The organism is Eremococcus coleocola DSM 15696 (genome assembly GCF_000428865.1).
Lineage (GTDB): Bacteria > Bacillota > Bacilli > Lactobacillales > Aerococcaceae > Eremococcus > Eremococcus coleocola.
In genome coordinates this window covers 17629-32553 of sequence record NZ_AUAT01000016.1, presented here as the reverse complement: position 1 = coordinate 32553, position 14925 = coordinate 17629, and the positions used below count along the sequence as shown (strand labels likewise).

Annotated in this window: 11 protein-coding genes; 8 read left to right on the top strand and 3 right to left on the bottom strand. The window is 40.0% G+C overall.

The genetic code is table 11. From position 1 onward, the window contains the following. Positions 1-90 precede the first annotated feature (90 nt). The 3 genes from pepV to G396_RS0105375 all read left to right on the top strand — a co-directional run bounded on the left by pepV (position 91) and on the right by G396_RS0105375 (position 3150). Positions 91-1506, top strand: a complete 1416-nt coding sequence (pepV, locus tag G396_RS0105385; RefSeq protein WP_028125303.1) for a dipeptidase PepV — start codon at positions 91-93, stop codon at positions 1504-1506. A 581-nt stretch (positions 1507-2087) separates the two neighbouring features. After that, complete coding sequence (locus G396_RS11195; protein WP_081683550.1) at positions 2088-2240, top strand: aspartate carbamoyltransferase; 153 nt, start codon at positions 2088-2090, stop codon at positions 2238-2240. A gap of 133 nt (positions 2241-2373) precedes the next feature. Next, positions 2374-3150 (top strand): TrmH family RNA methyltransferase, encoded by a 777-nt coding sequence (locus G396_RS0105375; RefSeq protein ID WP_034907638.1) that lies wholly within the window; start codon positions 2374-2376, stop codon positions 3148-3150. 114 nt (positions 3151-3264) lie between these two features. Here G396_RS0105375 and G396_RS0105370 read toward each other — a convergent pair whose 3' ends face one another. Genes G396_RS0105370 through G396_RS0105360 form a run of 3 tightly spaced genes read right to left on the bottom strand, consistent with a single transcriptional unit; the run spans position 3265 to position 6914 of the window. Then, entirely contained in the window at positions 3265-4929 is a 1665-nt protein-coding gene (locus tag G396_RS0105370) for an ABC transporter permease (RefSeq protein WP_028125301.1), read from the bottom strand. A gap of 9 nt (positions 4930-4938) precedes the next feature. Then, complete coding sequence (locus tag G396_RS0105365; RefSeq protein WP_028125300.1) at positions 4939-5934, bottom strand: ABC transporter substrate-binding protein; 996 nt, start codon at positions 5932-5934, stop codon at positions 4939-4941. 26 nt (positions 5935-5960) lie between these two features. Continuing rightward, positions 5961-6914, bottom strand: coding sequence for an ABC transporter ATP-binding protein (locus G396_RS0105360; protein WP_006417974.1), 954 nt, complete (start codon positions 6912-6914; stop codon positions 5961-5963). A gap of 433 nt (positions 6915-7347) precedes the next feature. On the opposite strand from G396_RS0105360, the gene G396_RS0105355 reads away from it, so the two are divergent. The 5 genes from G396_RS0105355 to G396_RS0105330 all read left to right on the top strand — a co-directional run bounded on the left by G396_RS0105355 (position 7348) and on the right by G396_RS0105330 (position 14685). Beyond that, the gene (locus G396_RS0105355) at positions 7348-7902 is read left to right on the top strand and encodes an HD domain-containing protein (protein ID WP_006417975.1); all 555 of its coding nucleotides are present in this window, start codon (positions 7348-7350) and stop codon (positions 7900-7902) included. Positions 7903-8317: 415 nt separating this feature from the next. Further along, positions 8318-9376, top strand: a complete 1059-nt coding sequence (gene pheS, locus G396_RS0105350; RefSeq protein ID WP_028125299.1) for a phenylalanine--tRNA ligase subunit alpha — start codon at positions 8318-8320, stop codon at positions 9374-9376. Beyond that, positions 9377-11806, top strand: coding sequence for a phenylalanine--tRNA ligase subunit beta (gene pheT / locus G396_RS0105345; protein ID WP_028125298.1), 2430 nt, complete (start codon positions 9377-9379; stop codon positions 11804-11806). 402 nt (positions 11807-12208) lie between these two features. Further along, on the top strand, positions 12209-12772 hold the full coding sequence (locus tag G396_RS0105335) for a hypothetical protein (RefSeq protein ID WP_006417960.1): 564 nt from the start codon (positions 12209-12211) through the stop codon (positions 12770-12772). A 431-nt stretch (positions 12773-13203) separates the two neighbouring features. Continuing rightward, a complete protein-coding gene (locus tag G396_RS0105330) occupies positions 13204-14685 on the top strand; it encodes an aldehyde dehydrogenase family protein (protein ID WP_034907637.1) in 1482 nt (493 codons plus the stop codon). Positions 14686-14925 lie beyond the last annotated feature (240 nt).

Below are 14925 nucleotides of genomic sequence, written 5' to 3'. Positions count from 1 at the left end.
AGTAGAAAATCCTTCCCTGGGGTTGGATTTTTCACTCCTTTTTATAAAAAGTGTTACAATAAATGTATTAAAAAATAAAGGAGCTTAACTATGGAAAATATCAACTGGTTACAAGAAGTTGAAAGTCGTAAAGAAGACTTATTTAAAGATCTATTTCGTTTATTAAAAATTGATTCTGTCCGTGATGATGCGGCCGCAACCGAGGAAACTCCGGTTGGTCCGGGACCCAAGGCTGCCTTAGATGAGTTCCTTAAGATGGCCCAAGAAGATGGTTTCCAAACTCAAGCCTTTGGCCCATGGGCTGGCCGGGTTGAGATTGGGGCTGGCGATGAATTGATGGGTATTCTAGGTCACGTGGACGTAGTACCAGCTGGGTCTGGTTGGGATACTGATCCTTTTGAACCACAAATCATTAATGATCGGATTTATGCCCGGGGTTCTTCGGATGATAAGGGACCAACCGTAGGAGCTTATTTTGCTTTGAAATTATTGCGTGAATTAGGGCATACTTTCAATAAACGGGTTCACTTAATTGTAGGTACGGATGAAGAATCTGGTTGGCAATGTATGGACTATTATTTCAAACATGCAGAAATGCCCGACTTTGGTTTTTCACCGGATGCTGAATTCCCAATCATTAATGGGGAAAAAGGAAATGTCTCCGCAGCCATTGATACCAAGGATTCTCAAGTCTTAGAAGGCGACTTAAAATTAATTGAATTTAAAGCAGGCTTGCGACCAAATATGGTTCCTGAATCTGCTTTTGCAGTCCTAGAGGTATTAAAAGGGGACATTGATTTCCAAGCAGATTTCGACCAATTTTTAGCGGAAAATGACTTAAAGGGTAATTTAAGCGTCGATGGCAAGCAAGTATCTATCACTGTAGTTGGTAAGTCAGCTCACGGATCCACTCCACATAAAGGTGTCAACGGGGCGACTCAATTGGGCCGTTTCTTGAGCCAATATCGCTTTGATGACCAAGCCGCGGAAAACTTTGTCCAAGTCTTAAGCCATGAATTATTTGAAGGTTTTGATGGTAGCAAAGTGGGTGTAAGCCACCATCATGATGTCATGGGCGATGTATCCATGAATATTGGAATTGCTAACTATGACGCTGAAAAGGGCGGCCATATTGATGTGAACTTCCGTTATCCAGAAGGAACAGAACCTGATACCATGTTAGGTCAAATGGAAAAAGCCCTCGGTCATTATGCTAGTCTTCAAGTTTCTATGGGCCACCATAAGGACCCTCATTATGTGCCAGCGGATGATCCATTGGTAGAAACTTTACTGGATGTTTACCATAAACAAACTGGTTTTGAAGCCCACGAACAATCGATTGGGGGCGGTACCTATGGCCGCTTAATGCCACGCGGTGTTGCATATGGTGCTTTATTCCCAGACTCAATCGATGTGATGCACCAAGCCAACGAATTCTTGGCAGTTGAAGACTTGTTAAGAGCCACAGCTATCTATGCTGAAGCCATTTATCGTTTAACTAAATAGTTTGATTGAGGTTGTGATGAGGCCTTCGCTTGTCGGCGAGGGCTTCTTTTGATATTAAAGGAAAGCAGCAGGGATTATAACCCGCTGCTTTCTGATAGGATTGGACTGGGTTATGAGCCGGTATAGGAGTTGTGCAGGAGTTGGTTAGTATTGTCTGCACTGGTGGCTTTAGTCGGTGGCCTCGCTTAGGCGAGGCCCTCATTATAGGATGGGTTGGGCGGTTTGCACAAGGTTTTGGCTTGGGATTCCAGACTTTTCCTTTAATTGTGGAAAATTTTCTTTACTATCAGTACTGATAAAGAAACCTAGGAATTATTTTCCTTAGTGGCAGCTTGCGTGTTGAAAATTTTCCTGATTCGAACTGCCAGTGTGGAAATCACCCCAATGGTTTCCTTACTTATACTACAAATTAAGAAAATAATACGCTGCTTTCCTCACTTGACTAGTAACTAAATAAAATTTTCCATAGTTAAACAAAATTAAAGAAAAGCATCGGAACATAAAACACACGAAGCCAAAGTATCATCCCCAAAATCCCAATTTTAAATTTTCCTTTAAAGAATCTGCTAATTTAGCTTGACATGCCGGAAAAATTGATCAACGTGATTAAATATAAAAATCCTCGGTGCATTACCTCGATTGAGCAAGAAATTGTTCATGAGTATCGCTTGGTGGACAAAGAAGCAAAGATTTACCGCTGTGTTTATTGTTGTGCCGAATACGCCGTGAAATAAGGTAGAATGATATAATCAAGGGAGTAGACAGAAACCAGAAAATCAAAGATTTTTATACTTCTGTTTCACTCCCTTTCATTGACAAGCCCCATAATTTACTAGACAATAGACAGAGATAAAAAGGGGGCCCATTATGTCAGCAAAACATGAAATAACATCCAAACAAAATCAAAGCATTAAAGAATGGCGGAAACTGCATACGAGTAAGGGCCGGCGCAAGGCGAGGGCTTTTCTAATTGAAGGAGACCACTTAGTGCAAGAGGCCCTCAAAGCTGGTTTACCCCTCCAAGCTCTGATGGCGACGCCGGCTTATTTAGGAGACCATGAGGAATTATTTGATCAAGACCATTGCGATACTTATTTGTTGACGCCGGGTTTGGCCCAATACTTGAGCCAAACCCAACAAGACCAAGGAGTCTTTGCGGTAGTTGAATCCAAGCAAAAACCAGCAAGTCTCGACCCAAGTTGGCACCGCCTCTTACTCTTAGATGCCATCCAAGATCCAGGTAATTTAGGGACCATGATTCGGACCGCAGATGCGGCCGGTTTTGATGCAGTCATACTAGGGCAAGGGTGTGTTGATCCTTATAATGATAAGGTCCTAAGGGCTACTCAAGGCTCAATTTGGCATCTACCGGTCATCCATTATGATTTAGAGGCAGCTATTCCGGCATTACAAGCGACTAAGATTCCGGTGCTGGCAACCGCACTTCATAAAGATGCCCAAATTTATTCAGACCTTAAATTAGACGATAAAGTGGCTTTAATCATGGGCAATGAAGGGGCTGGCGTGGCTGGTGATTTAATTCAAGCAGCGGATCATTCCGTTTATATTCCCATGCTCGGCCAAGCAGAATCCTTAAATGTAGCGGTTGCAACCGGAATCCTTTTATTCCATTTTAACCACTAGACTAAAAAAACAAGCCTCTTTTCAGAATATAGTGACCCCCAAAAAGTTGGATTTTTTGGTCCAACTTTAGGGGGTCAGTACAGAAGTAATTGAAAACTGAAGAGAGGCTTATTTTTATACAATTTTCTTGCGGGTGACATGGTTTAAAATTAAGAGGGTCGTGGTGGTTAATAGGACACAAATGACAGCCATGGCCATCCCGGTTGAAACGGACCCTTGCCCAAATTCCCTCACAATAAAGGTGGAAATCACGTATTTATTTGGCGGCGAAATTAAGGAGGCTGTGACAAGTTCTCGGAAGGAGATAATAAAAGTCATCATCCAGCCAGTAATAATACCAGGCTTAATCAGGGGTAGCGTAATCCGGCGGAAAATATAGGAAGGGCTAGCTCCGAAGACTTGACCCGCTGACATTAGGGAAGGATTAATTTGAGTAAAGGATGAAGTCACATATTGGACGGTAAAGGGGAGAAAAAGGATGATATAGGCTAAAGCTAAGAGATACATGGTATTATAAATCGGTATCAAATGATAGATATCATTCCAAAACAGCATGATACCTAAGATGAGTACAATGCCTGGTACCATCTCAGGCAGCAAACTAATCGCCTCCATTCCTTTAGCTAGTTTTCCTTTTAGGTTACGAATCGTAAGCACAATGAGGGTACCTAGTAGAGCACAAACGGTAGCTGCTACAAAGGCTAAGAGGAAGGAGTTTAGAATGGCAGCAACCGTTTTATCATTGGCAGTAAACATTTGATAATAATGTTTAAAGGTCAAGTTATCAAAGCGGAAACCATACCCTCTTAACTTAATAATTGAGGTGGCGAAGACAGAAAACATGGGGATGATGGTCGCCCCCGTAATAATCGCCAAAATATAGCCCCAAGCTAGGACTTGTTGCCAAGGTTTTAATTGGATTAGTTTGGACCGACTACCTTTACCAGAAATGAGATTATAAGTCCGCTGATTGGTTACATAGGTTTGAATCATCCATAGCCCCAGACAAATGGTCACCAGAATTGAAGCCAAGGAAGCTGACTTACCAAAGGAGATGGGCGCCACCGTGGCATAACGATGGATTTCGGTGGTAAAGACATTAAAGCCAATCCGTTTACCCAAGGTCGCAGGCGTCCCATATTCCGAAATCACCTTAACAAAAACCAGCAAAGCAGCAATCGCGTAATTACCCGTAATTAATGGAATAAAAACTTTACGAATCCGGCGCCAGAAATTGGCCCCAAAAACCGCTGCGCCTTCTTCTAAGGAGGCGGGGATATTTAAGATGGCATTTTTCATCATGGTATACATAAAAGGAAAATTATGAAAACTCATGACAATAACTAAACCGGTAATGGTAAAAAAGAATTCATCTGATTGGTCAAGTGCCGGGATGAAACGTTGGAGCAAGCCCCGTCGTTGCATAAACAAAATCCATCCCATAGAGGCAATAAAGGGCGGCGTCATAAAAGGCATCATAAAAATCGTATCAAAGAATTGATACTTGGCCATACTAGTCTTGGTAAAAAGATAAGCCAAGGGTAGGGCAATCAGGGAAGTCATTATGACAGTGAAAAAGCCCAATAAGAGTGAATTGATAATCATTTGTAAGTTTTTACGCTCAGCGAGGGTTGTGATTACTTGGTCTAAAGTAACTTGACCATCGACGACAATGGTTTGAATAAAAATCGAAAACAAGGGAGCAATAATTAATATGAATAAAATTAGTAGCAACCCGAGGCTTGCTACTAATTTTAAGTTACTCTTTAATTGTTTCATGGCAACTGATTATTGAGCCATTAATTCGTTGATTCTAGCGGCTGCTTCAGAAGCAACTTCCATCATCTTACCCCAGTCAGTATTTAAAGTAGGAATTTCATCTACGTTAGGGCGTTTTTCAGATTTTACATCCGCACGACCAGGGATTAAGTAAGCATCAGCAACCATTTGTTGGGCTTCATCAGAGAATAAGTATTCCACGAATTCTTGCGCGCCTTCAGGGTTTGGAGCGTCTTTCATAATCATAGCTGGACGAGGGTTAATTACAGTACCAGATTCAGGATAATACATGGCTAAAGGTTCACCTTCATCGATGGCTTTGTAAGCATTGTAGTCAACCCCAGCGACTAGGATACCGACTTCACCCGTAGTGACAGCTTCCATAGCAGCCTTGTTAGCGCCTGGCACAATTGTACCGTTATTAGCTAAGGCTTCGAAGTCATCCCAACCTTTTTCAGTCACATAAGCAGAAACGAAGTCTTTGGCAGCACCTGATTTTTCAGGGTCAGGAATCGCTAATAGGTCTTTATAGTCTTCGGTAGTACCTAAGTCAGCCCAGTCAGCTTCTAAGCTTTCAAATAATTCTGTATTATAGATAACACCAACAGCTGAAGCAGAGTAACCGAATAAAGTGTTGTCTTCATCGATAAAGTTTTCTACCGCGTTGTCCTTGTTAGACAATTCATAGCTAGCTAATTTGTCATCATTTTTCATGGCTAAACCATCAGACCAAGAAGCTAAGATTACCACATCGGCAATAGGGTTTTCTTTTTCAGCTTCTAAACGAGCTAAGATTTCACCGGTCGTTCCTTGGAAAACTTCAACTTCTTTACCAGATTGAGTTTTGAAACCTTCAGCAATTTTTTCAGCGAGGCCGGCAGGGGATGGCATATAAACAGTGATTTTATCACCTTCAGCTGAAACGGTTTGGTCAGTCAGACCAAATGAAGCAAAAGAACCTAAAGTTACTGCGGCAAGGGCCATTGTTTTTAAGAATTTTTTCATAATAATTATGTCTCCTTCTATAATAATTAAACTTGAGTGATATGCTGCGGGGCAAGATACAAATCAATCACTTGGTCGTGATTTAAACGAATCGGGGAGTAGACGGACCATTCTTGGCCTTGGTACTCTAAATGGACTAAGTAGTTTTGACCGAGAAACTCACTGGATATAACCTTTGCTTGGAAATGTTGATCATTGGCTTGGCCGACTAATTGGGCTTGTTCTGGTCGGAAGAGGTGATGATCATCAATCCAATTACTGGTACCAACAAAATTAGCCACCGTTTGATTGACCGGAGCCTGATAAATATTTTCAGGACTATCATATTGTTGGACTAAACCTTGTGACATCACCGCAATCTTGTCTGAAATAGACATAGCTTCAGTTTGATCATGGGTCACAAAAATTGCCGTAATTTGTAGTCGGTCAATTAAGGCTCTTAATTCCACCCGCATTTGTTCACGTAGGATGGCATCCAAAGCGGACAAGGGTTCATCAAAGAGAATACAAGCGGGTTCAATCACAATAGCGCGGGCAAAAGAAACTCGTTGTTGTTGCCCCCCCGATAGTTGGTGGGGATAACGGTCAGCCATTTTTTCTAGTTGGACTGAAGCCAAAGCTTTATGGACCCGTTCTTCTAACCGCGTGGTATTTTTTGTAGCCCGTAGACCAAAGGCGACATTTTCAAAGATGGTCATGTGAGGCCAGAGAGCAAAGTCTTGGAACACAAAGCCCAAGCCTCTTTTTTCTGGGGGTAAATTAATTCCTTTTTCTTCGGAAAAGACACAGACGTCATCGAAAAATATTTGGCCTTGGTCTGGCCTTTCTAAACCTGCAATCATACGGAGCAGGGTAGTTTTGCCACAACCAGATGGACCCAACAAGGTGGTTAAGCGGCTGGATTCAATGACCATATCGAGTGGTTTTATGACTTGGTTTTGACCAAATGACTTAGAAAGCCCTTGGATACGTATTTGCATATTACCTCCTAACTAGTAGGAACGAAGCAACAAGTAGAAATCTAGTTTTTACTTTATAGGTTCGTTCTTGAACAGTCGATTAAGCCAGAATCAGAATACAACTTGCTTCTGCCAGTTAACCGATGACTGTGGATATTATTTTATTTCGATTAAATTCCGTCAGATAATGGTTTTAAGGCCAACCTAAGGGACATAAGTAGATTATAAGCTTTGAGTGTAAATCTTGAGTAAATTTGCTGTAAATTTTATGTAAATAAAGCTCTTACAAAATCAAAATAAAATGAGAAATAGAGTCAGCTATGGATAAAATCATGAAAAATTCACGATAAGCTTGAAAAGGCTTCATAAAACTTAACATTAACTTTATGTAAAATTCATCTCTTCTTTACAATAAAGTAGTACAATAAGAGTAACTTAACTAAGGAGGCAGAATATGGCATTTTTCACCCGACTCAATTGGCAAACTGATCAAGACTATTTAGACTGCGTCCAAGACTTATTAGATCAAGAACAAGTTCAATCCTTAGCAGACTTTGTTCACCACAATTACAGTAACCGCTTAGAACATTCCTTAACTGTATCCTATCGCGCTTTCTGTTTAGCACGAAAGTTTGGCTTAGATAAACGGGCGACTGCTCGGGCTGGTCTACTCCATGATTTATTTTTCTATCAAGTATGGCAAAAAGACCAATATGGTCCAAAAGGGCATTTATATGAACATCCAAGAATTGCCTTGGCCAACGCAAAAAAACTAACCCACCTATCCGACTTAGAAGAAGATATTATCTTAAAACATATGTGGGGTGCGACCCGGGATGTGCCTAAATATGCCGAGTCTTGGCTAGTTACCTTGATGGACAAGGAAGCCGCCATGCTTGAAGTCTCAACTGGATTTTATCAAGCTAGCAAAGGCCTAAGCATCCGTTATGGGAATGCCTTAGCTTCCTTAGCGGTTTCATTCTTTATTTCTGGTCCTAAATTTAAATAATGAGATTAAGGATAGATTTTGTCGAAATAAATCACTTATTCAGAAGTCTAAATATTGACGATTTCAAGGCAAATCGCTATACTTAAGCTAATCACAAAAAACGAAGACGAAATCTAAGGTGCGACGCGAACCACAGGAAGACTTACCTTGACTGAAAGTAAGTTAGTAAGTCGTCGAACTATTCAATTTCTGAGTTTACCCCTAAAGATATGAAATGATTGAAAAGGGTACCGCACCCACGGTTATGGGTCCAAGTGCGTTGCTAGGCTAGGACCTAGCAATGAACAAGGGTGGTACCACGATAGCTCGTCCCTGACCAGGGAGGGTTTTTTTTATTGCAGTGATGAGAACTATAAGGCCTGACACCATCATATTTGTAGGTTTTAGCGAAGATTAAAAAGAAAGTAGGAAAATCATGTCAATTGTTGATTTACAAAAAGATTTAGATAATTTATTGGCAGACGCTCAGCAACAAATCAGCCTGGCTGAATCATCCAAAGTCTTAAATGATATCAAAGTAGCCTTTACCGGGAAGAAGTCCCAATTACAGGCCATTCAAAAAGAAATGCGGAGTCTTGCTCCGGATGAAAAACCTCAACTTGGTCAGGCATTAAAACAATTTAATGCCGCCTTTAATCAAAGTATGGAAACTGCTCAAAGTCAAGTCGCCGCCAAAGAACTTCAAGCCCAACTTGAAGCCGAACGATTGGATGTCACTTTGCCTGGACATAGTCACAAGTTTGGAAGCCGCCATATTTTAACTCAAACTAGGGAACAAGTAGAAGATATCTTCCTAGGTATGGGTTACCAAGTGGTAGAAGGCCCAGAAGTTGAACAAGATCTGTATAACTTTGAAAAAATGAACCTACCTAAAGACCATCCGGCTCGAGATATGCAGGATACTTTCTATATTACGGAAGAATTATTGATGCGGACTCACACATCGCCTGTGCAAGCTCGAACTATGGAAAAACATGATTTCAGCAAGGGACCTTTAAAAATGATTTCACCGGGTAAAGTTTTCCGGCGCGACTCTGATGATGCTACCCACTCTCACCAATTCCAACAAATTGAAGGCTTAGTGGTCGATAAACACGTGACTATGGCTGACTTAAAGGGAACTTTATTGTTATTTGCTCAACAAATGTTTGGTGAAGACAGACAAATTCGCCTTCGTCCTTCTTATTTCCCATTTACTGAACCATCGGTTGAAATTGATATTTCATGCTTTAAATGTAAGGGCCAAGGTTGTAATGTTTGCAAACATACGGGTTGGATCGAAGTATTAGGTGCAGGCATAGTTCATCCTAATGTGTTAGAAATGTCTGGTGTCGATTCATCTGTATATAATGGTTTTGCCTTCGGTCTTGGAATTGAACGGATTGCCATGCTTCGTAACAATGTCGATGACATCCGTCATTTCTATACCAATGATTTACGTTTTAACCAACAATTCAAAGGAGGACAAAACTAGATGTTAGTATCATTTGAATGGCTCAGTGATTTCCTAGATATGACCGGTGTACAAGGTCAAGAGTTAGCAGAATTAATGTCCCGGACTGGGATTGAAATTGAATCAGTGATTAACTATGGCCAAGACTTATCCAATTTAGTTGTGGGTCAAGTGCTTAAATTGATCGACCATCCAGACTCTGATCATTTGCATGTGGCGCAAGTTAAAGTTGGATCTTATGGTGATGCGGTCCAACAAATTGTCTGTGGAGCTCCAAATATTGAAGCGGGCCAAAAAGTGATGGTGGCCTTACCAGATGCCACTTTACCTAGCGGTGTGACCATTAAAGCGGGTAAAATTCGCGGTCAAGCTTCCAATGGGATGATTTGTTCTTTAGCAGAATTAGGCTTTCCAGATTCTGTTGTGCCCAAAGCCTATGCGAATGGTATTTATATTTTGCCTGAGGATGCACCCGTAGGTCAGGATTTAATTGAGTATTTGCAATTAGATGATCCAATTTTAGAGTTAGACATTACCCCTAACCGGGCTGACGCCTTATCAATGGTGGGTTCTGCTTATGAAATTGGGGCCATCCTAGACCAAAAACCTATAATGAATTTATTAGAAGACCTTCCTTTAGTGGAAGATAATGAGGGTGCTTTAGGTCAAGTCAAGGTGTCTATTGAAGAAGACCTAGCTAGTCATTACCAACTCCATTTGGTTGAGAATATAACCGTGGCGGAAAGTCCACTTTGGTTACAAATGCGATTAATGAAGGCGGGCATTCGCCCAATCAACAATATTGTCGATGTCACTAACTATTATTTGATTCAATACGGTCAACCCATGCATGCTTTTGACTTAGACACTTTACCATCTAAAGAAATTTCGGTGGCACGTGCGCATGCGGGTGAAACGTTTACTACTTTAGATGAGATTGACCGTAAATTGACGGCTGAAGATGTTTTAATCAAATCAGGTGATAGAGCGATTGCTTTAGCTGGAGTTATGGGTGGATTAGATTCTGAAGTAACGGATCAAACTAAAAACGTTTTATTAGAAACTGCTATCTTTAATTCGGCCAATGTCCGTAAAACTTCCCGCCGTCTTGCCTTGAGGTCCGAATCTTCAGCTCGGTTTGAAAAGGGGATTAATAAAGATACGGTGACTGAAGCAGGCGATCAAGCTGCTGGCTTGATGGCTTTATTAGGCCAAGGTCAAGTGGTGGATGGTTTTGTTGAAGAAAACCATCAAAACTACAGCCCACTTAAAATTAAGATGACCTATGCCCAAGTAGCTGATCAATTAGGGGTAGACTTAAGCTCAGACCAAATTGGCCATATTTTTAACCGCTTAAATTTTGACTGTCAATTAAGCAAAGACTCCTTTGAAGTGACCGTACCTAACCGGCGGTGGGATATCTTTATCCAAGCCGATATTTTGGAAGAAATTGCCCGTATCTATGGTTACGATAATATTCCTACTACATTACCAAGTGGTGAAACAACGCCGGGTCACTTAAGTAAGGCTCAAGCCTTTGCCCGTCATAGCCGTCAAATACTTGAAGGACTTGGCTTAAATGAAATCATTACTTATGGCCTAACTTCAAAAGACAAAGCCCAACTAATTCAAGATAAGTCATATGGTTTCGTTGAATTGGATTGGCCTATGTCTGAAGAACGGACCGTTCTACGTCAAAGTATGTTCCCAGCTTTAATGGACGTAGCCATGTATAACGCTAACCGTAAAAATACGGGATTGGCCTTTTATGAAATTGGTCGCGTTTTCTTATCTGAAGATAAACATAAGCAACCAATTGAAGAAAAACGGTTGTCAATTCTACTTTCTGGCCAAAATGAAGCCAATACTTGGTATGGTAAAGACCGTAAATATGACTTCTTTGATTTAAAAGGAATATTTGAAGCATACTTCGAAACGGTTCGCCTAAGCGACCACATTACTTATCGGAGTAAAAATGATTTGCCCGTCATGCATCCAGGTCGAACTGCGGCTATTCTCTTGGATGGCCAAGAAATTGGATTCTTTGGTCAAGTCCATCCCCAAACTGCTCGAGACTATGACCTCGATGATACCACTTTCTTCGGTGAAGTAAGGGTCGCAGATTTAATTGCCGCCCAAGCCGAAATTATCACCCAAGCACCAATTCCACGCTTCCCTGAAACGTCTCGGGACATCGCCTTACTGGTCGATGAAAAACAAAGTCATGCCTCATTGGTAGAAATCATTAAAGCCCAGGCTGGCGACAAATTAGTCGGTCTTGACTTATTTGATCGTTACCAAGGGGACCATATTGCTGCAGGTAAACAATCCTTGGCTTACCGGTTAACATTCCAAGATCCGCAAGCAACCTTGACGGATGATCAAGTCCAAGCCGCTATGGATCAAGTACTAGCTGGTTTACAAACGGTTGATGGTTTGGAAATTCGATAATAGAAGATTAATTAGATAAAAAGCGGGCTATTAGGAGCGTTCAGTTAGGGATTGAAGAAAACAAAGTATAACTGATAACCTTTAAGCGGTAAAAAAAGAAATAACGACCATACAAGAGTAAAGATGCTCTTGTATGGTCGTTTTTATGGTAGTATAAATATAGGATCAGAAAAAGGGGATAGATACATCGAAAACACTTATGAAAATAAAAGTAGTATCTATATAGATAAAATCTTTGACGTAAACTTTGATCTTAGCAAGAAGAATCTTAAGAAGAATAGAAATGGACTGGGGCTCTATATAGTTAGTAGTCTTCTTAAAAACTACAAGATTAAGTATAGAGCAACTCAAGGCGATTCAAGTTTTAAATTTGAAATAGAGTTAAATAGATAAGGAGAAAAAATGTTTATATTAGAATTATACCAAGATGGAATGAGCACAGAGCTGGGACTATTTGACACCATAGAAGAAGGAAGAAAATTTGTATCTCAACTTAAAGGATACAAATTTGAAGAGATAGACGGATTTGAATACGAAACTATAAAGCTAGATTCAATCTCAGACTACATGGAACTAGAAATAAATGGCAACATAGTACCACTAACTAAGTTTATGTTTACAGAAGATGGCGATGTAGAAGTATATTGGAAAGAAATTCCAAATTTATCTAAAAAAGGAAAAGGAATCGTAGATGGAGCAACTAGAGTGGATGCTTACACAGTAGCGAATTCAGATTTAATAGATTATATCGAAGCGAGAGAAAATAATTATTTAGAAGTAAATAAAAATCTAGAAAAGAAAGGCTACCAAGTAGAAAGAGCCTACTTTGGATCAGAAGACGGAGAAGCAATCCTATATAGAAAAAACGATTCAGAAGATTGGCACTTCTTAACCCATATGGATCCAGAATTCACAAAAAAATTTGATTTAGATGAATGTTTAGAATTGGAAGAAGAAGATAATTAAATTGAAAGCTAAAAACCACCACTCGGTGGTTTTTTTATTTCTAAATTTATTTTTTTTTAAAATAAAAACACTTAATCATGCTGATATTTTTTTTAGGAATTAAATCCCTAGTTTACAGCCCCTTTTGGCCCGCTTTTTCTTCTGGTGCTTGGTTAAATAGGGTAGATGGATAATTTAGGGAGATCATGCTGAATTGCTGGATTGCAGGGTGTGATGCTACTAACTGAGAATAAATTGCTGATCTGATTTCTTTGAATTCACCCCTAGATTTGAAAGTGAAAACAAGATTTTTTACCAGAATAGTTGGTGCAAATTAATTTGCAAGAAACCTCCATTACTGTGAGTTAAATAATTGACATTGTTTCCATAGTAGAGTAAAGTAACACTATCGAACAAAATTTGTTCAAACAAATATTAAAGGAGATTAGATTATGGACATTAAAGATTTAAAGCTAGAAAAAGATTATCAGTTGTTGATTAACGGTGAATGGACCAATGGAGCCGGCGATGACCGGATTACTTCCTACAATCCAGCTAATGGAGAAGCCTTAGCAACAATTGTTGACGCACAAGATGCCGATGTAGATGCCGCTGTCGAAGCTGCCCAAGAAGCATTTAAGACTTGGGGCCGGACTTCAGTTAAAGAACGTTCTGCTAAGCTATTAGAAATCGCTGACCGCCTTGAAGAGAAATTAGAGTTTTTTGCCTTATTAGAAACTTTAGATAATGGTAAACCTTTACGGGAAACAACCAATGCAGATATCGCTTTAGCGGTTGATCATTTCCGTTATTTTGCAGGTGTCATTCGGGGTGAAGAAGATACTGTAAAAATGTTAGACGATCAAACTATGTCAATTGTCCTACGCGAACCAATTGGTGTGGTAGGTCAGATCGTACCTTGGAACTTTCCATTCTTAATGGCAGCTTGGAAATTAGCTCCAGTTATTGCTGCAGGGGATACTGTAGTCTTCAAACCATCTTCATCCACATCTTTATCGGTTTTAGAATTTGGTAAAATTTTGAATGATATTTTACCTGCAGGGGTCATTAATATAGTGACAGGTTCTGGTTCTAAATGTGGTGAATATTTACAACATCATAAAGGTTTAGATAAATTAGCCTTTACTGGTTCAACTGCTGTGGGTCGGTCAATCGCTTTATCTGCTGCAGAAAACTTAATCCCAGCTACCCTAGAATTGGGTGGTAAGTCCGCCAATATCTTCTTTGAAGATATGGATATGGATCAAGCCCTTGAAGGAGTTCAATTAGGTATCTTATTTAACCAAGGTCAAGTATGTTCAGCTGGTTCACGGATTTTTGTCCAAGAATCTATTTATGATGAATTCTTGGAAAAATTAGTGGCAGAATTCGAAAAAGTTAAAGTGGGACTTCCTTGGGAAGATGGGGTACAAATGGGTGCCCAAGTCAATGAACACCAAATTGAAACTATTGAAAAATATATTAAAATTGGTAAAGAAGAAGGCGCTAAAATCTTAACCGGTGGTGAACGTTATTCTGAAGGTGACCTAGCCAAGGGTGCTTTCTATAAACCAACCTTGATGGAATCTACTAATGATATGGTAGTTGCTCAAGAAGAAATCTTTGGCCCAGTGGGGGTCGTAATTAAATTTAAAGATGCTGATGATGTCATCCGGATGGCCAATGAAAATGAATATGGACTAGGTGGTGGTATCTGGACCACTAACTTAAATACTGCCTTCAAGGTGGCTCGTGGAGTTCGGACAGGTCGGATGTGGGTGAATACCTATAATGCCTTTGAAGCAGGTGCGCCATTTGGTGGTTATAAGAATTCCGGTATCGGCCGTGAAACCCATAAGATGATTCTTGATGCTTATACCCAATCTAAGAATATTTATATTAACTTGAATGATGGCCGTTCTGGTATGTACTAAAATTAATCGATAAGAATAAGGTAAATCACCCTCACTAATTCAGCGAGGGTGATTTTTTATGTTGGGGAATAATCTATGAGAAAATGGTCCTTAATTAATCTGGAAAGTGATGAGCGGGTGCAAAGTTATCTTAAATAAGCGTTAAAAAGGGAAGGAGAAAAGAATCCACTTCTTTAATTTGATCAATTTTGAAGAAAAGATAAAAGAGATGAAAGCTTATATAATAGAAAATCAAAGTGA